Origin of the sequence: Mycobacterium sp. pR1184, assembly GCF_041287235.1 — a bacterium.
Taxonomy (GTDB): domain Bacteria; phylum Actinomycetota; class Actinomycetes; order Mycobacteriales; family Mycobacteriaceae; genus Mycobacterium.
In genome coordinates this window covers 34,214-58,056 of the sequence record NZ_JBGGKR010000003.1, presented here as the reverse complement: position 1 = coordinate 58,056, position 23,843 = coordinate 34,214, and the positions used below count along the sequence as shown (strand labels likewise).

Annotated in this window: 15 protein-coding genes and 1 tRNA gene; 6 read left to right on the top strand and 10 right to left on the bottom strand. The window is 66.6% G+C overall.

The annotated features are described in order from the left end of the window. Positions 1-3: 3 nt before the first annotated feature. The 3 genes from ACAG21_RS06175 to ACAG21_RS06165 are packed head-to-tail and all read left to right on the top strand — an operon-like array spanning position 4 to position 3,740. Positions 4-2,226 carry an acyl-CoA dehydrogenase family protein gene (locus ACAG21_RS06175; RefSeq protein ID WP_370495465.1) on the top strand — a complete coding sequence of 741 codons (2,223 nt, stop codon included), beginning with the start codon at positions 4-6 and terminating at the stop codon, positions 2,224-2,226. Positions 2,227-2,252: 26 nt separating this feature from the next. Next, the gene (locus tag ACAG21_RS06170; protein ID WP_370495095.1) at positions 2,253-3,446 is read left to right on the top strand and encodes an amidohydrolase family protein; all 1,194 of its coding nucleotides are present in this window, start codon (positions 2,253-2,255) and stop codon (positions 3,444-3,446) included. Between the two features lie 9 nt (positions 3,447-3,455). Continuing rightward, the gene (locus ACAG21_RS06165) at positions 3,456-3,740 is read left to right on the top strand and encodes a hypothetical protein (protein ID WP_370495094.1); all 285 of its coding nucleotides are present in this window, start codon (positions 3,456-3,458) and stop codon (positions 3,738-3,740) included. A gap of 68 nt (positions 3,741-3,808) precedes the next feature. Here ACAG21_RS06165 and ACAG21_RS06160 read toward each other — a convergent pair whose 3' ends face one another. The 5 genes from ACAG21_RS06160 to ACAG21_RS06140 all read right to left on the bottom strand — a co-directional run bounded on the left by ACAG21_RS06160 (position 3,809) and on the right by ACAG21_RS06140 (position 12,038). After that, the gene (locus ACAG21_RS06160) at positions 3,809-4,435 is read right to left on the bottom strand and encodes a hypothetical protein (protein ID WP_370495093.1); all 627 of its coding nucleotides are present in this window, start codon (positions 4,433-4,435) and stop codon (positions 3,809-3,811) included. A 32-nt stretch (positions 4,436-4,467) separates the two neighbouring features. Beyond that, positions 4,468-4,881 (bottom strand): thioesterase family protein, encoded by a 414-nt coding sequence (locus ACAG21_RS06155; RefSeq protein ID WP_342928203.1) that lies wholly within the window; start codon positions 4,879-4,881, stop codon positions 4,468-4,470. Beyond that, positions 4,878-9,704, bottom strand: a complete 4,827-nt coding sequence (locus tag ACAG21_RS06150) for an NAD-glutamate dehydrogenase (RefSeq protein WP_370495092.1) — start codon at positions 9,702-9,704, stop codon at positions 4,878-4,880. Before ACAG21_RS06150 ends, ACAG21_RS06155 begins: the two co-directional genes overlap by 4 nt. 103 nt (positions 9,705-9,807) lie before the next feature. Continuing rightward, entirely contained in the window at positions 9,808-11,484 is a 1,677-nt protein-coding gene (gene ettA, locus ACAG21_RS06145; RefSeq protein WP_370495091.1) for an energy-dependent translational throttle protein EttA, read from the bottom strand. A gap of 80 nt (positions 11,485-11,564) precedes the next feature. Further along, positions 11,565-12,038, bottom strand: a complete 474-nt coding sequence (locus tag ACAG21_RS06140) for a single-stranded DNA-binding protein (protein WP_370495090.1) — start codon at positions 12,036-12,038, stop codon at positions 11,565-11,567. 196 nt (positions 12,039-12,234) lie between these two features. On the opposite strand from ACAG21_RS06140, the gene ACAG21_RS06135 reads away from it, so the two are divergent. Together ACAG21_RS06135 and ACAG21_RS06130 are read left to right on the top strand one after the other, a co-directional pair. After that, the gene (locus ACAG21_RS06135) at positions 12,235-13,470 is read left to right on the top strand and encodes an HNH endonuclease signature motif containing protein (RefSeq protein WP_370495089.1); all 1,236 of its coding nucleotides are present in this window, start codon (positions 12,235-12,237) and stop codon (positions 13,468-13,470) included. A gap of 194 nt (positions 13,471-13,664) precedes the next feature. After that, entirely contained in the window at positions 13,665-14,402 is a 738-nt protein-coding gene (locus ACAG21_RS06130) for a hypothetical protein (protein ID WP_370495088.1), read from the top strand. Here ACAG21_RS06130 and ACAG21_RS06125 read toward each other — a convergent pair. The 5 genes from ACAG21_RS06125 to ACAG21_RS06105 all read right to left on the bottom strand — a co-directional run bounded on the left by ACAG21_RS06125 (position 14,371) and on the right by ACAG21_RS06105 (position 23,487). Next, positions 14,371-16,425 carry a cytochrome c oxidase assembly protein gene (locus ACAG21_RS06125; RefSeq protein WP_370495087.1) on the bottom strand — a complete coding sequence of 685 codons (2,055 nt, stop codon included), beginning with the start codon at positions 16,423-16,425 and terminating at the stop codon, positions 14,371-14,373. The genes ACAG21_RS06130 and ACAG21_RS06125 overlap by 32 nt on opposite strands. A 37-nt stretch (positions 16,426-16,462) precedes the next feature. Further along, positions 16,463-18,817: a glycerol-3-phosphate 1-O-acyltransferase gene (locus ACAG21_RS06120; protein WP_370495086.1), complete on the bottom strand. Its 2,355-nt coding sequence runs from the start codon at positions 18,815-18,817 to the stop codon at positions 16,463-16,465. Further along, a complete protein-coding gene (locus ACAG21_RS06115; protein ID WP_370495085.1) occupies positions 18,814-20,586 on the bottom strand; it encodes an HAD-IB family hydrolase in 1,773 nt (590 codons plus the stop codon). Before ACAG21_RS06115 ends, ACAG21_RS06120 begins: the two co-directional genes overlap by 4 nt. Beyond that, the gene (locus tag ACAG21_RS06110; RefSeq protein ID WP_370495084.1) at positions 20,583-22,055 is read right to left on the bottom strand and encodes a wax ester/triacylglycerol synthase family O-acyltransferase; all 1,473 of its coding nucleotides are present in this window, start codon (positions 22,053-22,055) and stop codon (positions 20,583-20,585) included. The genes ACAG21_RS06115 and ACAG21_RS06110 overlap by 4 nt, the downstream gene beginning before the upstream one ends. Before the next feature lie 184 nt (positions 22,056-22,239). Next, positions 22,240-23,487, bottom strand: coding sequence for an alpha/beta hydrolase fold domain-containing protein (locus ACAG21_RS06105; protein ID WP_370495083.1), 1,248 nt, complete (start codon positions 23,485-23,487; stop codon positions 22,240-22,242). Between the two features lie 186 nt (positions 23,488-23,673). Between ACAG21_RS06105 and ACAG21_RS06100 the strand changes: the two genes are divergently transcribed. Next, positions 23,674-23,747: transfer RNA gene (locus tag ACAG21_RS06100), tRNA-Arg, on the top strand. The last annotated feature ends 96 nt before the right edge of the window (positions 23,748-23,843 follow it).

Sequence of the window (23,843 nt, the reverse complement as noted above, 5' to 3'; positions counted from 1 at the left end):
GGGATCACCTCCGATCAGGAGCAACTGGCCGCTGCCGTCGGCGACTTCGCCGCACGTCATTCGCCGATCGACAAGACCAGAGCGTCGTTCGACTCGATCGCCGCCGGCGAGATTCCGCCCTGGTGGGAGGAACTCACCGCCTCCGGCTTTCACGCGGTGCACCTACCGGAAGCCGTAGGAGGCCAGGGCGGCTCGCTCGCCGACTTGGGCTGCCTCGTCGAGGCCGCCGCAGCGGCCCTGCTGCCCGGCCCGCTGCTGAGCACCACGATTGCCAGCGCCGTCGCACACCTCTCGGACGGCTCCGGCGCCACCCTGCTCGCCGATCTCGTTCGCGGCGCAACCGCCATCGCGATACTGCCCGAGCATTCCATGGTCCACGTGACACGTCACCACGATGGCTGGCAACTCGACGGCTCCAGCGCACCGACCGTGGGAATGCTTTGCGCGCAACGTATCCTGCTCGCCGTACATACCGACACCGACGCGGAGGCCGACGTGCGCTGGTTCGCCCTCGATGCGAGCTGCACGGTGCCGGGGATGTCGGTTGAGCCACGGCGCGGCACCGACTTGAGTACCGACGTCGGTGTCCTGACGCTGACCAGTCACATCGTGCCCGCAAGTGCCGAGCTGTCCGGAATCGCCTGCGCGCCTGCCCGTTGCACCGCGGTGGCCCTGGCCGCGTGTGCTGCGGCGGGCATCGTGCGCAGGTGCCAGGAAGCGGCGACCGAGTACATCCGCAACCGTGAGCAGTTCGGCCGGCCCGTCGGCGCCTTCCAGGCCCTGCAGCACAAGGCCGCGATATTGCTGGTCAATTCCGAATTGTCCTCTGCCGCAGCATGGGACGCGGTTCGCGCAGCCGGGGATTCTGTCGCGCAACAGCGGCTCGCCGCCGGGGCGGCTGCGCAGGTGTCCATCGCGACGGCACCCGACCTCGTCCTCGACGCCATGCTCATGTTCGGCGCCATCGGGTACACCTGGGAACACGACACACACCTGTACTGGCGGCGGGCCATCGCGCTGGCCGCCTCGATCGGATCGATCACGCGATGGGCCCGCGAAACCGGTGAACTTGCGTTACGCGAGAGGCGCAGCACTGCAGTCGATCTCGGCGACGTCGAAGGCGAATTCCGCGCCTCGGTAGCGGCCACGCTCGAGCAAGCCCGCGCGCTGCCCAACGAGCACCCGGCCGACGACGACCGAACCCCGGGCCAGGCCTGGGGTCAACAGCGCGACCTACTCGCCGAGGGCGGGCTGATGGCCCCGCACCTGCCCGCTCCGTGGGGCCTCGGTGCTACGGCGTTACAGCAGGTGATCATCGGCGAAGAGTTCGACAAACGTCCCGATGTGCCCAAGCCCTATCTCAGCATCGCCGAGTGGATCCTGCCAACGATCCTCACCTACGGAACCGACTGGCAGCGAGAGCAATTCGCCGAGCCGATGCTGCGAGGAACGCAACGATGGTGCCAGCTGTTCAGCGAGCCGGAGGCCGGATCCGACCTCGCCTCCCTGAAAACGCGCGCCCAGAAAGTCGACGGCGGGTGGCTGATCAACGGACACAAGATCTGGACCTCGCAGGCCGACCGCGCGCAGTTCGGTGCCCTGCTCGCGCGCACCGACCCCGACGCGCCCAAGCACCGCGGCATCAGCTACTTCCTCATCGACATGGCCTCAATCGGCATCACCGTCGAGCCCATCAGGCAGGCCAGCGGTGGCTATGACTTCAACGAGGTCTTCTTCACCGACGTCTTTGTCCCCGACCACATGCTGGTCGGGACACCCGGCGCCGGTTGGGATCTCGCGGTGGCCACGATGGCGGTCGAACGCACCGCGATCGCCAACAACGTCAACATCGACCGATCAGCCGCACTACGCCACGTCGCCCGCAGTGACGGGCCCGACCGCGGCGCTGTCCTGGAAGCACTCGGCGACATCGAGGCGCACACGTCCGCCATCAAGGCCATGGTGCTTCGCGAAACCCTGCGCCAGGTGCAGGGCCGGGCGGCCGGGCCCACATCGAGCATCGCTAAATACGCCCTGGTCATGCTGCTTCGCCGTGCGTCCACCGCCACGCTGCGCCACACGGGCGTCGCCGCAATGCACGAGGATTCCGAACCCGCCGTGATCGGACCGTATTTCGACATGCCGTCCGAACTCATCGGCGGCGGTACGCCGGAGATACAGCTGACCGTGATCGCCTCCATGATCCTCGGCCTACCACGCAAATAACGTCCCGCCAACACGAGAGGCACACGATGACAGAGAATCTGGAATTCACCTACTTCGACTGCGACAACCACTATTACGAGGCGCTGGATGCCTTTACCCGCCACATCGAGCCGACGTTCAAAAAGCGCGCCATCCAGTGGGCGCACATCGACGGCAAGCAGCGTCTGGTGGTCGGCGGCCGCGTCAACCGGTTCATCCCCAACCCGACGTTCGATCCCGTCGGCAAGCCGGGCGCCCTCGACGAGTACTTTCGCGGCCGCAACCCCAAGGGCGCCGACCTGAACGCACTGTTCGGCGAATTGGAACCTATCCCTGCCGCGTACCGCGATCGTGACGCGCGACTGGCGCTGATGGACGAGCAGGGCATGCAGGGTTGCATCCTGCTGCCGACCCTAGGGGTAGGGATGGAACAGGCGCTGTTGCCCGACTTCGATGCCACCGTGGCGACGTTTCGCGCGTTCAACCGATGGATGGAGGAGGACTGGGGATTCGCCTACCGCGAGCGTGTTTTCGCCGCGCCCTACATCACGCTCTGCCAACCCGATGCCGCGGTGCGTGAGCTTGAATGGGCTTTGGAACGTGACGCCCGGTTCATCGTGATGGTCCCGGGACCGATCACCACTGCCGTTGGCACGCGCGCACCCGGTGACCCGATGTTCGACGACTTCTGGCGGCTGGCAAACGATTCGGGTATTACCGTCTGCTACCACTCGGGCGAGACCTACTACTCGAAGTTCATGCCAGCGTGGGGTGAATCCGACTACATGATGTCCTTCCAAACGCTGCTCGGCTTTCGGTCGCTGTTCTCCGGCGACCCGATCCAAGACACTTTCGCCAACCATTTGCACAACGGTCTGTTCCTTCGATTCCCCAACCTGCGCATGGCGTCCATCGAGAGCGGCTCGGCGTGGGTGTTCCACCTCTTCGAGAAGCTGACGAAGTCCTACGGTCAGATCCCCTTCATCTACCAGGAAGACCCGCGCGAGACGTTCAAGCGCCACGTCTGGGTGTCACCGTTCTACGAGGACGAACTGGCCAGCCTGCTCAAGCTCGTCGGCGTCGACCGCATCATCATGGGTTCGGACTTTCCACACGTAGAAGGCCTCGCCGACCCAGCCTCCTACATCAAGGACCTGGAAAACTTCGACTACACCCCGGAACAATGCCGAACTGTCATGCGCGACAACGGTCTTGAGTTGGCGATCCGCAGACCCGTCTGACGCGGCCCCGTGAAGGTCGAAAAGGCGAGCCTGGTTGCGATGCTGCTGGAAGTCGGTGAGGAGAACGCGGCCGTATTGCTGGCTCGCTCGCAACTCGCCGACGAGATAGACACCCGACAAGACCTCGTCGCGCTCGTCCAATTCGGACTGGAGCCTGACCAAGTCGATGAAGTCGCCCGGCTGGTGGTCGGCGCCATCGAAACCGATGACGTGAGCACCCGACGCCGACGCAGTGAGCTAGCCAAGACGATCTCACGCCGCTGGGCCAAGCTAGTCGAAGACTGGACGTCTTGATGCCCTGTGCCGCACCATAACCCGGATCGGGACGCCTTTCGGTCTGTACCGGACCTGAGCCGCTTCACTCAGCGCAGCACCATCGCCGCCTCGCCGCGCCGCCGGTACACCGAGCCGAAGCGGGCGTCCAGACGCAACCAGGCCGGAAGGGTACGAACCCGGATGATTTCGCTCGCGTCGATTGCATCCCTTGACTGCGGCAGGAAACCCATTGCGGTCAAAGCGAACACACAACGCATCGGTAGCCCGACGCTGGTGTCGGCCGAGCTGACCCGGATCACCTCCTGGTCGAGCAGCGAGGCCGGCGGGCCGTGCGAGCTGCTGTGCTCCCTGGCCAGCCGCGCGCCTTCTTGCGCCAGATCCAGCATCACCTGGGCCGGCACGTCGTCGAGGTGGGTGAAGCCGGACTCCGGCGGCAGTGCACTGCGCCACGACGAGTCCATTGCGAAACCCGGGTCGACGTAGCCGGTGTCATCCATCGCCGACAGCCCGCGGCCCAATCCGTCCGCGGCGACCGTCATGTCGTCCGGGCTCACCCGGCCTACCACTACCCTGCTGGCGAGCACGTCGAAACCCGTTGCCATCCAAGCTGTTAGCAAGCCGGGTGAGCGAGTCCGCAACCGAACGACCGCGGCATCGTCGAGGCGCAGAGCACGATCGACGAACGCAGCCAGGTCGGATCGATGGGCCGCCATCGATGCAGGGCCCAGCCACAATCCGCGGTCAGCTAGCGCAGCCACCGTTGCAGGTACTCCCGATGCTGTGGCGAGAGGCGCACCAACCGCTGCTCCTGGATGTGAACCGCGGCCAGCTGTGACTCGGCGATGACGGCCGGCTTGGACTGCGGGTCGGCGCCGACCGAACGCACCTCGTAACCGAGCGTGAAGTCGACGGTCCGCAGCTGCTTGGTCCAGATGGTCACCTGCAGAGGCGAATCGACCAACTTCAGCTGTGCCTTGTAGGTGACCCGTACGTCGGCGATCAGCAACCCGATCTCCAAGATATCGACCTCGAACGCCGGTTTGAGGAAAGGAACCCGCGCCTCTTCCAGCAGCGTGACCATCGTGGCGTGGTTGACGTGCTGGTACATGTCGATGTCCGACCAGCGCACCGGCACCTGGGCGACGAATCCGACGGTCACCCGGAAGTCCCCCGTCCGCTGGTGCGGGTCATGCGGCGGATCTGTCGCGCGGCCACCGACAGCGTCGCGAGATCCTTGCCGCCGCTTGCATAGATCTCGGTGAGCGTTCGCCTTGCCCGCTCCACCCGCGACGCGCTGATGTGCTCCCACTCCGCGATCTTCTCTTCCCCACTTTCGTCCGGCTCCCCCACCGCGAGCACGTCGAGACACAGCGACCGCAGCGAGGCGTAGATGTCGTCGCGGATTGCCAAGCGCGCCAAGGAATGCCAGCGGTCGTATCGGGGCAGCGCGGATATCGCGGTGAGCAGGCCGTCGGTGCCCAGCCGGTCCATCAGCGCGAAATAGGTGTCCGCGACGTCGGCGGTTTCGGTGTCGGTGATGTCGGCGATGTCGATGATGTCGAGCAGGCTGAAGCGGTACAGACCGGCGGCCACCAGGTAGGCCAACTCTTTCGGCGCACCGCCGGCGGCGAACGCTGCGGCTTCCTGTTCGACGATGCCCTTGTCGTCACCGCGCAGCCACTCCGACATCCGGGGGGTCAGCGTTTTGACCTTGACGGCGAAGCGGTTGATTTCGGCGCCGACGGCCAGCGGCTGCGGGCGGTAGTTGAGCAGCCAGCGCCCGGCGCGGTCGATCAGACGTCGGGTATCCAGCGTCATCTGGTCCGAGAGCGCGACCGGGATATCCGCCGCGCGGATACCGCGCCAGATCTCGTCGATCCCGAAGATGGCGTCGGTGGCCACCCAGGTGCGAACCGCGTCGATCTGCCCGACCCCGACGTCCTGGGTGATCCGGAACGCGTAGCTGATGCCGGCGGTGTCCACCATGTCGTTGATCAACATCGTCGTGACGATCTCGCGGCGCAGCTGGTGAGTGCGGATCTCCGGGGTGAAGCGCTCCCGCAACGGCGTCGGGAAATAGCGCGGCAACCGCGAGGCGAAGACGTCCTGCTCGGGAAGTTCGGTGGTCAGCATCTCCGCTTTCAGGAGCAGCTTCACGTGGGCCATCAGCGTGCAGAGCTCCGGTGAGGTCAGCCCGAGACCGGCCTCGGTGCGCCGCGCGATCTCCTTCTCCGACGGCAGCGCTTCCAGCTCGCGGTCGACGCCGTTGTCTTCGAGGAACTTGATCTGCATGGCGTGCACCGGCAGCAGGCTCGGGGCGTTGGCGCGGCTGGTGCCCATCAGGTCGTTCTGGTCCTCATTGTCGGCGAGCACCAGTTTCGCGACCTCGTCGGTCATCGATTCCAGTAGCGCGCTGCGCTCGTCGGCGTGGACCTTGCCGGCCGTAACCAGGGAGTCGATCAGGATCTTGATGTTGACCTCGTGGTCGGAGCAGTCCACGCCGGCGGAGTTGTCCATCGCGTCGGTGTTGACCCGGCCACCCGCGAGGTCGAACTCGACGCGGCCCAGGGCCGTCACTCCGAGGTTTCCACCCTCGCCGATTACCTTGGCGCGCAACTGGTTTCCGTTGACGCGCACCGGATCGTTGGCCCGGTCGCCGACGTCGGCGTCGGACTCGGATTCGGCCTTGACGTAGGTGCCGATACCGCCGTTGAACAGTAGGTCCACCGGCGCGAGCAGAATTGCCTTTATCAGGTTGGGCGGGGCCATCTCGGTGACCTCGTCGTCGATGCCCAGGGCCAGCCGCACCTGCGGGCTGATCGGGATCGACTTCTGCTCGCGGCTGTACACCCCGCCGCCCTCGCTGATCAGCGACTTGTCGTAGTCCTCCCAGCTGGACCGCGGCAGGTCGAACATCCGCTGGCGCTCCGGCCACGTCTTGGCCGCGTCCGGGTCTGGGTCCAAGAAGATGTGCCGGTGATCGAACGCCGCGACCAGCCTGATGTGCTTGCTCAGCAGCATGCCGTTGCCGAACACGTCGCCGCTCATGTCGCCGACGCCCACCACCGTGAAGTCCTCGGTCTGGGTGTCGACGCCCATCTCGCGGAAGTGTCGTTTGACGGCTTCCCAGGCGCCCTTGGCGGTAATTCCCATGGCCTTGTGGTCGTAGCCGACCGATCCGCCTGAGGCGAAGGCATCGCCCAGCCAGAACCCATAGGAGTGGGCGACGTCGTTGGCGATGTCGGAGAAGGTCGCGGTGCCCTTGTCCGCGGCGACCACCAGGTAGGCGTCGTCACCGTCGCGGCGCGTGACTTGCGGTGGGGGGCTGACCTTTCCGGTCGAGTGGTCGACATTGTCGGTGACATCCAGCAGCCCGGAGATGAAGAGCTGATAGCAGGCGACGCCCTCGACGCGGGTCGCGTCGCGGTCGGCCGCGGCGTCGCCGGTGGGCAGCGGCGGGCGTTTGAGGACGAAACCGCCCTTGGCCCCGACCGGAACGATGACGGCGTTCTTCACCGCCTGGGCCTTGACCAGGCCCAGGATCTCGGTGCGGAAGTCGTCGCGCCGGTCCGACCAGCGCAGCCCGCCGCGGGCCACCGGGCCGAACCGCAGGTGGACGCCCTCTACGCGCGGTGAGTAGATGAAGATCTCGTACTTGGGCCGCGGCAGCGGGAGCTCGTCGACCAGCTGGGCATCCAGCTTGATCGCCAGCACGTTGCGGACCCGGGCCGAACCCTCTTGTGTCACAAAGTAATTGGTTCGCAGCGTGGCCTGCACCAGCGACGCGAACGCACGCAGGATGCGGTCGGTGTCCAGGCTGACCAATGCGTCGATGTCCGCGGCGACGGCCGCGGCGGCCGTTTGCGCGTCGCGGCTCGTGGCCGATCCGCTGGGATCGAACAATGCCTCAAACAGCCGTACCAGCGATCGCGCTGTCGAGGGATGCTCGTTGAGCACCGATTCGATGTAGGACTGGCTGTAGGGAAAGTTGGCTTGCCGCAAGTACTTTGCGTAGGCACGCAGCAGCACGACCTGCTGCCAGCTCAGCCCGGCGCGCATCACCAGCTCGTTGAACCGGTCGACTTCGACGCGGCCGTGCCAGATCGCGGTGACGGCCTCGGCGAATCGTTCCGCCGTCGCATCGCGATCGGCCTGCGTCTGCGCCACCTGGATGGTCGGGTGCGGCGAGATCCGGAACTGGTAAATCCACACCGGCAATCCGTCCGGTCGCATGACCGTGAACGGCCGTTCCTCGAGCACGACGACACCCATGCTCTGCAGCATCGGCAGCAGCTGGCTCAGCGAGGCGCTGTGCCCGCCCAGGAACCAGGTCAGCTGCGCGGTTTCCTCGCCGCGATCGGTGAACACGAGCTTGACCGAATCGCCGGTCAGCTCGTTGATGATGTTGATGTGGCCGATCGCATCGGCCGGGGTCACCGCCGACTTGTAGGCCTCGGAGAAGGCGCCGGCGTAGTGCTCGGCGTCGGCGTGCGAGATCGCTCCCGTGGGTGCGGCGGCGACGAGCCGGTCGGACCAGGTGCGCGCGGCCTCGCTGATCAGCGCCTGGATTCGCATCCGGTTCTTTTCGGAGACGTCGACCGGGGGCGCATCTTCGGGCAGTCGCACCATGAAATGCATGAGCGCCCAAGGTGATTCACTGACCCGCGCGGTGAATTCCAGTCGCGTCCCGCCGAATTCGCGGACCAGGATGTCCTCGATCTGCAACCGCACGGCCGTCGTGTAGCGATCGCGGGGTACGTAGACCAGGCAGGAGACGAAGTAGCGCAGCCGGTCGTCCCGGACGAACAACAACGCCCGCCGCTGGGATCCCAGATCCACCACGGCTTTGGCCATCGTGAATAGCCGTTCGCCGCTGAGGGTGAACAGCTCCGAACGCGGGACGGTCTGGATCACGTCGAGGATCAGCTGCGCCGGGTGCGCGGGATCGCTGTCGGCCAGCGCCAGGGCCTCGCGGACCCGGCGCGAGATCGACGGGATCTCCAGCACGTCGGCGTTCATCGCGGCGACGGTGAACAGCCCGACGAAGCGGTGCTCGATCACGCCGCCGTCGACGTATTCGCGCACCCCGATGGCGTAGGGATAGGCGCCGTAGCGCAGGTAGCTACCGACGGTGGCCTGGGCCAGCACCAGCAGCTTGTCCTCGTCGGTCAGTCGCGGGCGAGAACCGGTCCGGCCGCGCAGCACGCCGAGCTCGCTGGTGCCGTCGCCGGAGACCAGACCGTCGTGCACCCGGCACCGCTGGTAGCCCAGCAGCAGGAAGTTCCCCTCCCCCAGCCAGCGCAGCAGCGCCGCGACATCCTCGCGGTCGGGCGCCGTGAAACGTCCGCCGGGGTTGTTCTCGACGTCTGCGGCCAGGTTGCTCAGGGCGGCGATGATCGCTGCCGCGTCGGCGGCCACCTGCTGGACGTCGCTGAGAACCTTCGGCAGCACCCTCTCGACCTCGGCGAGCGCCTTGGTGTCGACGGTTGGGACGAACTGGATGTGGATCCATGCCTCGCCGACGTATTGCGGGGTGCCGGGCGCCTTGGGCTCAATGCTGACCAGGTCCCCAGCCGGGTTGCGCTGCACGTCGAACACCGGGGTCATCAACGCGGAGTAGGAGACACCGAGCCGGTGCAGCAACACCGTGACGGAGTCCATCAGCATGCCGCCGTGGTCGGTGACGACCTGCAGCGCGGGCCCGAAGCCCGCGGGATCGTCGGGCGGGTAGACCGCGACGCAGCTCTCGCCGGGCGGCCGGTGCTGGCCCAGCCGGTAGTGCGCGCTCAGCAACGCCGGGGTCAGGATGGTGGCCGGGATGGTCAGGTCTATGACGCCGGTTTCGAGGGTTCCGGGTTCTTTGTCGTGCGGGCCGCGATAGGTCTCGACGTAGGCCTTGGAAATCCAGTCTGGAACGTCCGACATCGTGGAGAACGCGGTCCACGGGATAGTTGCCTGCTTCGGTCCGGAACCGATCGTCATGCCGTTAGCTCCCTACTCAGGACGGTTGGCACTACGCGCAGTCACCCCACATCTCGGCGACCGAACCGGGCGCATCGTTGCGGGGCTGCTGGCAAAGGTGACACTAGTCCCGCGTGAGCTTGCGGTGCGTCACCCGGTGCGGCCTGGCGGCTTCGGCTCCAAGTCGTTCGACTTTGTTTTCCTCATATGCACCGAAGTTGCCCTCGAACCAGAACCACTTGGCCTCGTTGTCGTCGTCACCCTCCCAGGCCAGGATGTGCGTGCAGGTGCGGTCGAGGAACCAGCGGTCGTGCGAAATGACCACCGCGCAGCCGGGGAACTGTTCGAGGGCGTTCTCCAGCGAGCCCAACGTTTCGACGTCGAGGTCGTTGGTCGGCTCGTCGAGCAGGATCAGGTTTCCGCCCTGCTTGAGCGTCAGCGCGAGGTTGAGCCGGTTGCGCTCACCACCGGACAGCACACCCGCCGGCTTCTGCTGATCGGGGCCCTTGAAACCGAACGCCGACACGTAAGCCCGCGAGGGGACTTCGCTCTGGCCGACGACGATGTGGTCCAGGCCGTCGGAGACGACTTCCCAGACGGTCTTTTTCGGATCGATGCCGGCGCGGCTCTGGTCGACGTAACTCAGCTTGACGGTCTCGCCGACCTTGACCGTGCCGCTGTCCGGCTGCTCGAGACCGACGATGGTTTTGAACAGCGTGGTCTTGCCGACGCCGTTGGGGCCGATGACACCGACGATGCCGTTGCGGGGCAAGGTGAACGACAGATCCTTGATCAGGGTGCGTCCCTCGTAGCCCTTGTCCAGGTGGTCGACCTCGACCACCACATTGCCCAGCCGCGGCCCGACCGGGATCTGGATCTCCTCGAAATCGAGCTTGCGCGTCTTCTCCGCCTCGGCGGCCATTTCTTCGTAGCGCTGCAGGCGGGCCTTGCTCTTGGCCTGGCGCGCCTTGGCGCCGGAACGCACCCAGGCCAGTTCCTCTTGCAGCCGCTTCTGAAGCTTCGCGTCCTTGCGGCCCTGAACCGCGATCCGCTCGGCCTTCTTCTCCAGGTAGGTCGAGTAGTTGCCTTCGTAGGGATAGGCGCGGCCGCGGTCGAGTTCCAGGATCCATTCGGCGACGTTGTCCAGGAAGTAGCGGTCGTGGGTGACGGCCAGGATCGCGCCCGCATAGCTGGCCAGATGCTGTTCGAGCCACTGCACGCTCTCGGCGTCCAGGTGGTTGGTCGGCTCGTCGAGCAGCAGCAGGTCGGGTTTGGACAGCAGCAGTTTGCACAGTGCCACTCGGCGACGCTCACCACCGGACAGGTTGGTCACCGGCTCGTCGGGCGGCGGGCAGCGCAGCGCGTCCATCGCCTGCTCCAGCTGCGAGTCGAGATCCCACGCGTCGGCATGGTCCAGCTCCTCCTGCAGCCGGCCCATCTCCTCCATCAGCTCGTCGGAGTAGTCGGTAGCCATCAGCTCGGCGACCTCGTTGAAGCGGTCGAGCTTGACCTTGATCTCGCCCAAACCCTCTTCCACGTTGCCGCGAACGGTCTTCTCCTCGTTCAGCGGCGGCTCCTGCTGCAGGATGCCGACCGTGGCATCGTTGGCCAGGAAGGCGTCGCCGTTGTTCGGCTTGTCCAGTCCGGCCATGATCCGCAAGACGCTCGACTTACCGGCGCCGTTGGGGCCGACGACACCGATCTTGGCGCCCGGGAAGAAACTCAGCGTGACGTCGTCCAGGATCACCTTGTCGCCGTGCGCCTTGCGGACCTTTTTCATCGTGTAGATGAACTCAGCCATGCCGGGGTTGTGCCTTTCTGGTGTTCGAGAATGATCTCGCGGACCATCCTATGCATCGCCCGGGATGCCCGATCCGTCCGCTAAGCCGACAGAGGTAGCGCACTGGGGTTCTCGGCGCCGTCGCCGGACTCGACCGGGTCCACGCCGGCCGGCTCCTCGGTGCTGTTGGCCGGCGCCGATTCCGCGTCGGGACCGGCGTAGCCGGGCTTTTCGATGCGCACGATCGCGCGCGAGCAGTCCGGGCCCACCGATGTCGCGCGCATCTCCAGCGACGAACGGCGATTGCCGTCGCGGTCCTCGTACTCGCTGGTGTAGACGTGGCCCACCACGATCACCGGCGCACCCTTGCCCAGCGCGGCCCCGACGCCGGTGACCAGCTTTCCCCAGCAATTGACGGTGATGAACAGCGAGTTTCCCGGCTCCCAACCGCCCTCACCGGTGCGCCGGCGGGAATTGCTGGCCACCCGGAACTTGATGAGTTCCTGCCCGCCGACGGTGCGGCGCTGCAGATCGTTGACGATGTGACCGACGACGGTCAGCTGGGTTTCGAACATGTGCTCAATTTCCTTTCGCAGGTGTCTCAGGTAGTGCTCGTGCTTGCCGCTCATTGAGCGCGCAGACACCGACGAGTCAGGCCGGTCCTCCCGCCGCTGCGGGGCCGGCCTGTGCAGAAAGTCACGGCTGGGGATAAAGACGCGAGGCACCGCAGCGGCGGCCGAGATTGTCATACCCCCTCGCGATGATGGCGGTATGTCTTTGACCGCTTCGTCTAGCGCCGTTGAATCGCACCCGGCGGACCGTCTTGGGGTGTTGTTCGAGGAGTTGGCGGAGTTGGCCGGTCAGCGTAATGCGATTGATGGGCGCATCGTGGAGATTGCCGCCGAGATCGACCGCGACGAGTTGTGCGGGGCGACCGGTGCGCGGTCGGTGGCCGCATTGCTGGCGTGGAAGCTCGCCCTGTCCTCGGCCAACGCCCACACGATCACCACCGTCGCGGGCCGGCTCGAGGAATTCCCGCGGTGCGCGGCCGGGATGGCCGAGGGTCGGCTGTCGCTGGATCAGGTCGGCGTCATCGCCGCCGGCGCGGGTCAGGGATCTGATGAGCACTATGCGGCCCTGGCCGCCGTCGCGACGGTCAGCCAGTTGCGCACCGCGGTCAAGCTGGAACCGCGCCCCCAGCCTGGCCCTCGCCCGCAACCGCAGGCCTCGATCACCCAGACCTCTGACGAGGAGTTCACGTGTTGGCGGATCAAACTCCCCCACCTTGACGCCGCGAGATTCGACGCGGCCTTGGCCTCACACCGGGACGCGCTGATCACCGAATGGAAGCAGGACCACAGCGATGGCGAGAGCGCGGCGCCGTTGCCGGGAACTGTCGAGGCGTTCATGCGGCTGGTCGAGACCGGGTGGGACACCGAGGCGGCCCGCCGCCCGCATGGGCAGCACACCACCGTGGTGGTGCACCTCGACGTGCAGCAGCGCGCCGCGGCGCTGCATCTGGGTCCGCTGCTGTCCGACGCCGAACGCCGCTACCTGACCTGTGATGCCACCTGTGAGGTCTGGTTCGAACGCGGCGGCGAGCCCATCGGCGCCGGCCGCACCACCCGGGTGATCAGCCGGCGGCTGCGCCGCGCGCTCGAGCACCGCGACCGCAGCTGCGCGGTCCCCGGGTGTGGCGCGACCCGTGGTTTGCACGCCCACCACCTCCGGCACTGGGAAGACGGCGGCCCCACCGAGTTGTCCAACCTGGTGCTGCTCTGCCCGTATCACCACCGCTTGCACCACCGCGGCCTCATCACCCTCACCGGACCCGCCGACGCACTCACCGTCACCGACAGCTCCGGCCAACAGCTGCACGCCGGATCGCTGGCACGCCCACCGACCCAACCCCCGCCCAATGTCCCACCCTGCCCCGGACCCACCGGCGAACGCGCCCAATGGTGGTGGTATGACCCCTTCCAACCCCAACCACCACCACCCAACTAGGCTCGTTGCCAGCCTCAGGCATCGGTTCGAAGCCAAACAGGTTGGGACATCAAGACATACGCACCGAAGCACTAGGCGGCCCGAATGCCCGAGCGGAAGCACACAGCAAAGAATCGGCCCAATATTCGCAGTGTGCTTACGCTCGTGCGTGGCGGGACTACTCTCCGGCGGCGCGTCGAACTTATGGTGGACGTGTGGTTGCGGTCGGCGCGCTGGAGATCGTCGACGATCTCCGTGCTGCGCAATGGCTGATCGAAAAGCTGCATAGCTTCGGGGAGAACGTAGGGTCGCTGGTTCCGGCCGTTTTCGACGCCTACGCCCGCGTGTTCCACCCCGCCGCCATCGGCGGGGTGGCGGTGAGGTGGGCCGAGGTCGCCGGCACCAACCACAAGCTGGCGCACCCGCAGATGCAATTCAATCGGCTGATCGGTTGCGCGTCGCGGTACACCCCCGGGTACCGCGCCCGACAATCCGCCGTCGTAGACGAAGCACCTTCGGTAGGGACACTTCCAGCCGATGTCGCCGCTTCGCTCACCCGCACCCTCGCGAGACATACCGCGGCCGTGGACCATTGCTGGTTTGCGGTATGGGATGGGTGGGGCGGCATCGACCTTGCATTTGACGACCTGCCGACATTTCAGCTGCCTGGTCGCGCCTACTACCTGGCTCGCGGACCACTCACCGCTGCCGCCCAATCGGTGCAATTGCCGTCCCTTGGCCACCAGTCCGCCAACCTGTGGTGGCCCGAAGACCACGCCTGGTGCGTGGCCACCGAAATCGACCTCGACAGCACCTATCTCGGGGCCTCGGAGGCGTGTATCGAGCAGCTGCTGGCGGACTCGGAACTTGAAGTGGCGCGACTGGATCGGACCGCGCGCGTCACCGCCGACAGCGACATCCTCAACCCGGCTTCCGAACCTCCCCCGGCATAGTCCCCCCGGGCCCCTGAGTTGCCGGCTTGGGCCCCCTTGCCAGTTCGGCCAGCATGGCGTTGTAGGCGGTCAGATCGGCGTCGTCGTCGCGGTCGGCCGCCCGGTCGAGACGCCGGGCGGTGCGCGCGTCGCTGCGGGCCCACTGCATCAGCAACGCGAGCATCACGATCACAAGCGGCACTTCGCCTGCCGCCCAAGCGATTCCGCCGCCCAGGCGCTGATCGCCCAGCAGGTCGGTATGCCAACTCAAGCCCAGGGATCGGTAGTAGGCCTCTCCCAGCACGGTTGGGGTGCCCATCAGTTCCACACCGAAGAACGCGTGCATGGGCAGCGACGCGAACACCACGCCGACCTTGGCCAAATGCGGGATCGGCCGCGGGGTCGGGTCGACGCCGATCACCACCCAATAAAAGAGGTAGCCGCTGACCAGGAAGTGCACATTCATCGCCAAATGCCCGGCGTGACTGGCCACCGCGTCGTCGAAGATGGACGTGAAGTACAGGCCGTAGAAGCCCGCGACGAACAACACCGTGGCCACGATCGGATTGGTCAGAATCCGCGACACCCGGCTATGCAGGGCGGCCAGCAGCCATTCGCGCATGCCCGGCGGGTCGTTGCGACCGGCGGCGGGCAGCGCCCGCAGCGCCAGACTGACCGGCGCGCCCAGCACCAGCAGGATCGGCGTCAGCATCGACAGCCCCATGTGGGCGACCATGTGCATGCTGAACATCGCCGGCATGTAGCGGCCGACCCCGGACGACGTCACGAACAGCAGGGTCAGACAGCCCAGCAGCCAGGCCAGGACCCGGCCGGCGGGCCAGTGGTCGCCACGCCGGCGCAGCCGCAGCACCCCGGCGACATACAGCGCGGCCAGAATGATTGCCGCCGTGCCGAAGACCAGATCGAAGCGCCAGTCCAGCAGGATGCGCGCGAGGTTCGGCGGGCCGTCGAAGTCGTAGCCGATTTCGGCTTCGGGGATCGACGGCAACCGGATCGGCGGTGGCGGCGGCGGGGTGCGGCCTAACCCGACGGCGATGCCGAACGTCACGCCGAACAGGACCGCCTCGACGAGCGCGAGCCGGGTCAGTGCGCTGCGCGCAGTGGGATCACGTTGCAGCCCAACGACTCCGGTGCGACGCTGGCGCCAGCCCAGCACGCCGAGCGCACACAGCGCGACGAACTTGGCCAGCACCAGCCGCCCGTAGCTGGTGGTCAGCAGGTCCGACGGCAGCACTCGCACCAGGGCGTTCATCACGCCACTGAGCGCCATCGCGACCCAGCACCACAACGCGATCGTCGAGAACCGCCGGGCCGCCAGGGCGAGGTGGTCGCCGCCACGCAGCGCGTGCGCCACCAGGGCCAGCAGCCCGCCGGCCCACAGGCTGGCGCCGACGAGGTGGATCAGCAGGCTGTTGGTGGCCAGATCATGTGACCCGCCGGCCGACGAGTGGCCGGTCAGCCCCAGCGGGATCAGCGTGAGCAGGGAAGCGGCGAGCAGCAACGGCGTCCACGACCATCTCAGCACCGCCAAGCTGGCCAGCGTGACGCCGGCGGCCAGGAACGTCGTCCAGCGCCACGAGGAGGCGGTGTTGACCAGGCTGGCCAGCGACCAGAGCCGCACCGGATCGAGCATCTCACCCAACCGATGACCGGATACGTCGGAAATGGTGAGCGGGATCAGCAGCGCGGCACACACCGCCCACACGCCCGACGCGACCGTCCCGAGCCGCAGCGCCCGGTAGCCTCCGGCGTCGAGCACGCCGGACTTCTGCGGCGGCACCAGAAACGCCGCGAACAGGAACGACCCCACGGCCAGCACCGCAGCGATCTCGCCCGCGGCCCGGACGAATGGCAGGCCCAGGGTGGTCGCCGGGCCCGGATTGGGCAATCCGGTGGCGGTCAGCGCGTCGGCCAGCGACAACGCCCCGATGCCGGCGGCCGTGCAGCCCGCCAGCACCGCGACGCCGGTAAGCAGCGGCCATACCAGTTCCCTGGCCTTGGCTGCGGACTGGCCACTCGTCATACATCCAGGGTATGGGCGCGCACCGGCAAAGCCCGCGCTACCCGGCCGGGCGAGCGGTGCGCTCCTCGCGTGCCTGGAATTCGCGGGCCACGAATTGGTTGCGGGCGATGTGCTCGACGTAGCCGAAATCCCGCAGGATCGCCCGCAATTCCCGCCGGAAGGCGGCCCGGCGTTCGGTGAGATCCGGGGCGGGCGCGATCAGATCCTGGTCGGCGACGACCTGACGCGCGGTGGCAAAGAGCAGCGTCGACACCGACTCACTGCTGCGCACCCGGGTCTGCGCGACGTACTGCCGGCCGACCCCGAGTGCGGACTCGGTGAGTTCCTTTTGGCCGACGTCGGCGGGCGCATCGCGCAAGACGTCGGCGACGATCTCGTAAGCCTCGAAGAACACCCGCAGCATCGCGTCGGCCATCAACGGCCGCTTGGCGAACAGCAGCGCATCGATCGCGGCGCCGCCGGTCGCGACGTGAGCCTCCCAATCGTCATGCCATGCCATCTCTTCGGCGATGTTGTCGCGGAAGGCCGCCGAATCGGCGAAGTAGAAGTCGAATTTGAGCAGATCGCGCAGCCGCATCGCCTGAGACCAGAAGGCTTCCATGCGGTCGCCTTCGGTATGCCGGGCATGCGCCAGGGCAAGTTCGACAATCGAAGTCTCCAGGAAGGCGTGGATGACCGAGTTGCGGTAGAACGCCGCGGCGTGCTCCTTGTCGGGGGTGATCAGCCACACCGGTTCGCGGCCACTGTCCACGCGAGTGATCGGGTGCCCGTTGGACAGCGCGTCGACCGCCGCGCGCACGCCGTCGCGGGTGCGTAGCCGCAACGCACTGTTCGACACCGGGGTGTTCTTGCGGTCCAGGTAATCCAAGGAGTCCTGCAAGGTGTGGTGCAGTTGGTCGAGCGTCAGCGCCGCACCGCGGGTGGTGAGCAGCAATGCGCACACCAAGCCCGTCGCCGTCACCGGGGTCGCGCGCAGGATCCGCCACGCGACTTCGAACGACATCTTCTGCAGCGCAAGCCTTTTAGCGTCTTCGTCTTGGGCCAACGGGCCGTGCGCCGGCCCGAGGTACTGGCGCATCGAGACCGCCTCGGGGAAGCGGACGTAGATCTTGCCGTAGTTGCGTTCGCCCTGGGCCTTGATGAAGTTGAACAGCCACAACACTCCCTCGGGCGTCTTCTCGCCGCCGCGCGCGTAGGCCGCGTATTCGGCGGTCTCGTGCAGCTGGTCGAAACCGATCGAAACTGGTTGCAGCAGAATGTCTTCGCTGCGGCCGTCCAGATACGCGTTGGCTACATAGGACATCAGACCGAGCTTGGGAGGCAGCATCTTGCCGGTGCGCGAGCGAGTGCCCTCGATGGACCAGCTCAGGTTGAAGCGCTTCTCGACGATGTAGCCGACATACTCGCGCAGCACGTATTTGTAGAGCGGGTTATCGGCGATGTCGCGGCGGATGAAGATGACGCCGGAGCGGCGCAGCAGGGGGCCCATCAGTCCGAATGACAGGTTGATACCGGCGAACACGTGCACCGGCGGCAACCGGTTCTCCTGCATCGCGACCGGCACCACCGCGCCGTCGATGTAGGACCGGTGCGAAAAGAGCAGCACCGCCGGATGTAGTTCCAGCCCGGTACGCATTGCGGCGACCTGGAACGCGTCGTAGTCGATCTCGGGTTCGAATCCGCGGCAAATCGCCCTGGCCAGAACGGAAACCAGGTCGACCGACACCCGGCTCCATCCGGTGGCCAACTCGTCGAGCATCTTGCCGGCTTCCTCGACCGTGGCACCGGGAATCTTCTTCAGTCCCGCACGAAACCGGGTGGACGCCAGGATCTCCGGCTTCATCAGCCGCGGCGACTTGTACTGCGGTCCGAGGATTCGGTACTCCGCCCGCTCCAACGCCAAAATGGCTCGGCGCGTCACGAATTGGGCGAATTCCCGTTCATCCCCGCCGACGGTGGTGTCGCGCCACTGCTGGCGGAGTTCGGACATCCTGGCCGCTTCGCCGGCCACCACCCGGGCACGATGGCGATCCTTGTGCAGGATCTGGCGCTGCCGGCGTTGGTTGGGGTGGTAAGGATCCCAGCCGGGAAGCAGCCCGGCCAGCTTCGCGGCCCTACCGCGATCGGGAGCCGGGAGCCAAAACACCCGCACCGGCACGATCGAGCGGTCTTCGCCGGATTCCAGCTGGTCGACAAGCAGATTCAGGGCAGTCGGTGGTGCGTCGCCGGGAGGCAGCTTGAGCACGTCGAACTTCACATCCGGATTCCGGGCTCGCTGCTGGCCCAGCCATTGCATCACCAGCTGAGTCTCGATGCCGGACTCCATGGACGCCAACACCAGCGAATCTTGCGCGGTCAGGACTGCGCTGGTGTCTGCGGCCGGTTGTGTCACGTACGCCCTCTGGGCCGAGACGGAGACTCGGTGCCGCCGGGCTGGTCGGCACCGGACTGCGTCGCCTCACCGTCTTTGAGAGCGACCTCCGATTCATTCGGATTCGGCTGTGCCGGTTTCGAATTGGCTGCGGGCTTGGCCGCTTTGACCGCAGACTTTCGGGGTGCGGCCTTCTTCGCAGGCGCCTTCTTCGCCGGCGCCTTGGCTGCCTTCGTCGCGGTGGCCTTGGCCGGCTTGGCCGGTGACTTTTTGGCCGCCTTCTTCTCGACGTACACGTCGGCGTCCGGCAGTTTGTCTTCGGGCCAGTTGGCCAAGGTGTCCAGATAGAGCTGACGCACCTCGGCGATGTGCTCCGGCAGCGTCTCAACTGTCCAATCCGCCACCGAGATCGGCGGGAACACCGCGACATCGACCGTGCCCGGGTTGATCGTGGTGGAGTTGCGGGCGGCGACGATCTCCGCGTTGCGAATCACGATGGGCACGATCGGGATTCCCGCTGCCATCGCGATGCGAAACGGCCCCTTCTTGAACGGCCCGACCTCGGTGGTGTCAATCCGGGTACCTTCGGGGGCGATCAGGATCGACAAACCTTTCTTGGCGCGCTCCTCGACCTCGGCCATCGTCTCCATCGCGGCGATCGGGTCATCGCGGTCGATGAACACACCGTCGGTGAGCTTGCCGAGGGTGCCCACCAGCGGGTCCTTCTGCAGCTCCTTCTTGGCGATGGCGACCCAGTTGTCGCGCACCAGCGCACCGGCGATGACGGGGTCAACCTGGTTGCGGTGGTTGAAGATAAACACCGCGGGACGCTGTGCGGTCAGATTCTCTTTGCCGATGACGTTCAGACTGACGCCGCTGGCACCCAACAACGTCTGGGGGAACATCGAGGTGAAGAAGTTCACCCCACGCCGCCGGCTCAGCGTCAGCAGCCCGACGCCCAGTGCGCCGGCCGCGACCGGGAACATCGAGGTGATGCCCGCCAGCGTGCGCACTTGTGGCCGGATGCCCACGCTGCCCCGGCTGTTGAACTCCAGGACCGGCCAGCCCCGGCGCTTGGCGACGGCGGCCATCTTGCCCTCGGGGTTGGTGGGCCGTGGGTTGCCGACCAGGTACATCAACGCGACATCTTCATCGCCGTCGGCATAGAAGTAGCTGTCCTTCAAGTCGATATCGTGCTCGGCCGCAAACCGTTGTACCGCATCGGCTTTACCCGGCCCCCACAAAATCGGCTCGACGACCTCGCCGGTCAGCATCCCGTCGTCGTTGACCGCGAACTTGTTGGTGAGTGTGTTGGCGATCCCGAGGAAACGGGCTACCGGATTGACCTGGATGGTCAGTGCCGAGGAGCTGAGCACCACGGTGTGGCCGCGAGCCACGTGGGCGCGCACCAGCTCGCGCATCTCCGGGTAGATGCGCGACTCGATCCGTTGGGCGAAGAGTCGCTCGCCGATCTCGTCCAGGTCGCTCAGCATCCGGCCGCGCAGCGCCTCGGATGCCTTACTGATCAGATCTTCGAACTCCAGACGCCCGAGCCGGTGGTTCAGGCCGGCCTGAACCATGCTGAGCAGCTCGCCGACGCCCATGTCTCGCCGGCGCAGGCGTTCCTGGGTGAGGATGACCGCGGTAAACCCGGCGACCAGCGTTCCGTCCATGTCGAAGAACGCACCGACTTTCGGGCCGGGGGGGCTGGCACGGATTTCGGCGACCGAGCCGGGCAGCCGTAAATCCTTTGGGGGCGTTGGTATCCCGTTGTCTTTGGCGGCGCTCATGAGCGCGACACCGATTGGGCCAGCGCATCGGGTTGCGCAGAAAACGATGCCGGCACCGCGTGCGACGCCGGGTCACCGGCCAGCGCGAGAATTTCGTCGAAGCCCTCCAAGAGGCATTGAGCGAACAAGGCTTCCTTTCGTACCGATGCTCTGTCGTAGCGCACCGTGATGGTGCACCACCCGCCACGCGAAATTAGCACCACCATCATCGCCACGCCGGGAAGTGGGCCGATACCGTACTGCCGCAACACCTTTGCGCCGGCGATGTAGGTGTCGCCCGGGTAGACGGGGACGTTGCTGGCTTGCACGTCGGCGCCGACCACCGAGCCGGTGATCCCCTCCAGCACGGCCGTCGGGAGCACGCTGAGCACCGGCGCCATCGAGCCGATGATGTTCATCGCGGGTTCGTCTCGCCGCTGCGTCATCTGGGCGCGGATCTTGCGCATCCGGGAGACCGGGTCTCCGGCACCGACCGGCGCCGACAGATTGACACCGGTGAACCGATTGCCGCCGGCGGTGTCAGCGTCGGCCCGCAGGCTGACCGGGACCGCCATCGGCAGCGAGCCGATCGGGACGCCGAGTGCTTGGTGGTAGCGCTGCAAGGCGCCGCACAGCCCGGCCAGATAGGCGTCGTTGATCGATCCCCCGCCGGCTTTCGCGGCCTTGTGCAGATCGGCGAGCGGGATGTCGATCGCTTCGGAACGGGTGGCCAGACTGCGCCGGCGCAGCAGCGGCGACGGCTCGGCGGCCCGGTTGACCACCCGGATGCCGGAGACGGCGTAGTTCACGATCCCCGACACCGTCGATACCGGTTCCATGAGCACGCGCCCGGCTGCCGACACGGCTCCGGAGACCGCGCCCACGACACCGCCGATCAGAGCGAACGGCAAGTGGGTGAAGCCCTCTCGCATCAGGTCGTTGGGCGACAGATCCTGCGGGACCGGCAGCGGCGGCGTCGGCCGGGCCGGCGGGTCGCGCTCGAGGTCATAGATCTCGGCGAACATCTCGACACCGCCAACACCGTCGGTGACGGCGTGACTGACGTGCAGCAACGTTGCGGCCTTGCCATCGGGCAGACCCTCGACCAAGGTCGCGGTCCACAGTGGCCGCGAGATGTCCAGCGGTGATTGCAGGATCAGCTCGGCGAGATCGAATACCTCGCGCAGCGTGCCGGGTTCGGACACGCGCACTCGCCGGACGTGGAAGTCCAGGTTGAAGTCGGGGTCCACCACCCAGCGCGGATTGGCCGTCGGCAGCGTCGGCACGACGACTTTCTGCCGCAGCCGCAACACCTTTCGCGACGCATTCTCGAATCGAGTGCGAAACCGCTCCCAGTCCGGCGTGGTGTCGAGCAGTTCCAGCGCCATGATGCCCGACCGGGTCCGCGGGTTCGCTTCGCCTCGATGCAGCAGGTAGTCGACCGGCCCGAGCTCGTCGGACAATCCGAGGCCCCCCTCGGGCTCAGTCATGATCGCCGCGTCGACGCGCCCAACATGTCACCGCCGTCAAGCCTCCTGTCTCAGCTCCGCCAACCGGATAGCTCCACCAACGCTAGTCGCGTTGCCCCGCTGGTGAAAGGCACGATTCAGTAGCTACTGCAGGCGCGGCGAACCGGCGGATGAAACGTTGTGGCAGGCAGTTGACTTGCGCGACTCAACTGGCCGACGTCGCCGACAGCGACCACGAATCGAGCAGTGCGCTGGCCCGGCGCCCGTAGACGACGCCCAAGAAGTCGGCGACGGCGTTGGCGGCCAGCCGCGATCGGGCCGTCGACAAGATGTCGAATGCGTGGTGGGCGTTGGCGAGCTCGGCGTACGCCACCAGCGGGGCTCCAGCGTCGCGCATCGCGGCGCAGAAGGTGCGCGCCTGCGTGCAGGGAACCAGTTCATCCCGCTCGCCGTGCAGCACGAAGAACGGCGGCGCTTCGTCGTGCACATAGTTGATCGGCGACGCCGCGGCGAAGCGCTCAGGGGTCTCGGCGTAGCGAGCGCGCATCACGAATTGCTCGAGGAACGGCAGCATCAGTTCGTGCATGACCTCGGCGTTGGTGAAGTCGTAGACGCCGTAGTAGGGCACCGCCGCCTGGACGGTGGTGTCGGCGTGTTCGAACCCGGGCTGAAACTGTGGGTCGTTGGGCGTCAACGCGGCCAGCGAAGCCAGATGGCCGCCGGCCGAACCGCCGGTGATCGCGATGAAGCTGGGGTCGCCGCCGTAGTCGGCGATGTTCTCGCGGACCCACGCGATCGCCCGCTTCACGTCGATCAGGTGCGCCGGAAACGTCGAGCGCGGACTCTTGCTGTAGTCGATCGAGACGCAGATCCAGCCGAGTTCGACCATCCGGCTCATCAGCGTGTAGGCCTGACCGCGTTTGCCGTTGACGGCCCACGCCCCGCCCGGAACCTGGATCAGCACGGGTGCGCGACGGCCCGGCGCCAGGTCGTGCCGGCGCCAGATGTCCAGCAGGTTGTCCCGGCCGCCCGGGCCATACGAAATGTCCGATGTCTGAGCGGCATAGCGCGCGTGCGGCCCCGGCCGGTGCAACAGCCCGCCGCGCGGCGCGCACTCGGAGGCTTCGCAGGCCGGGTGGCTCACCAGGTCCGGGTAATCCGGCCCGAACGACTCGGTCAGGCTGGCGGTCAGCGTTTGCTCGGCCCGCTGCCCGGCCCAGGAGGCGCCCACCCGTCCGATGGAGGGGGCCGAGATCCGCGACAACGCGTGCCCGGTCACCACGTGCGGGGGGAATTCCGTCGACAACCAGCCGGCAAACCAGCCCAGGGCGAACGGCGATCCGCGCAGCAACAGGCCGGCGGCCCGAGTGGCCCCTCTGGCATCAGCTACCAGGCGAAACGCCTGGGAACCCGCCCGTGCGTACCGCGCAGTCATACTCATGGCCACGCCCATTGAACTGGTCTCCTCGACCCTTGTGCACACGCCTCGTTGCGGTTAACAGCTGTTTACCAGCTGATGTTGTACGTGTGTCGAGGTTCTATACGATAACTGATTTCGTTAGCGGTGCAAGGCTTTTCGCGCGTGTCGCGTCGGCGAGTCGGGGTGTTGTCGTTTGTTGGATAGACTGACCTGCGCATTGCCTCCGTAGCTCAGGTGGATAGAGCAAGGGCCTTCTAATCCCTAGGTCGCACGTTCGAGTCGTGCCGGGGGCGCTCAGGTCGACATTTGGAGCCAGTCCGCACCCGTCCGACGGGCCCGCGGCGACGAATTACTCCATGGCGCCGGTTCGGGGGGCGCACCTATTCCGC

Coding starts and splice junctions, on each gene's coding strand:
- ACAG21_RS06170 (WP_370495095.1), top strand. CDS start 2,253: ATGACAGAGAATCTGGAATTCACCTACTTCGACTGCGACAACCACTAT.
- ACAG21_RS06125 (WP_370495087.1), bottom strand. CDS start 16,425: ATGACGAGTGGCCAGTCCGCAGCCAAGGCCAGGGAACTGGTATGGCCG.
- ettA (WP_370495091.1), bottom strand. CDS start 11,484: ATGGCTGAGTTCATCTACACGATGAAAAAGGTCCGCAAGGCGCACGGC.
- ACAG21_RS06135 (WP_370495089.1), top strand. CDS start 12,235: ATGTCTTTGACCGCTTCGTCTAGCGCCGTTGAATCGCACCCGGCGGAC.
- ACAG21_RS06160 (WP_370495093.1), bottom strand. CDS start 4,435: ATGGCGGCCCATCGATCCGACCTGGCTGCGTTCGTCGATCGTGCTCTG.
- ACAG21_RS06115 (WP_370495085.1), bottom strand. CDS start 20,586: ATGAGCGCCGCCAAAGACAACGGGATACCAACGCCCCCAAAGGATTTA.
- ACAG21_RS06140 (WP_370495090.1), bottom strand. CDS start 12,038: ATGTTCGAAACCCAGCTGACCGTCGTCGGTCACATCGTCAACGATCTG.
- ACAG21_RS06110 (WP_370495084.1), bottom strand. CDS start 22,055: ATGACTGAGCCCGAGGGGGGCCTCGGATTGTCCGACGAGCTCGGGCCG.
- ACAG21_RS06105 (WP_370495083.1), bottom strand. CDS start 23,487: ATGGGCGTGGCCATGAGTATGACTGCGCGGTACGCACGGGCGGGTTCC.
- ACAG21_RS06150 (WP_370495092.1), bottom strand. CDS start 9,704: ATGACGATCGGTTCCGGACCGAAGCAGGCAACTATCCCGTGGACCGCG.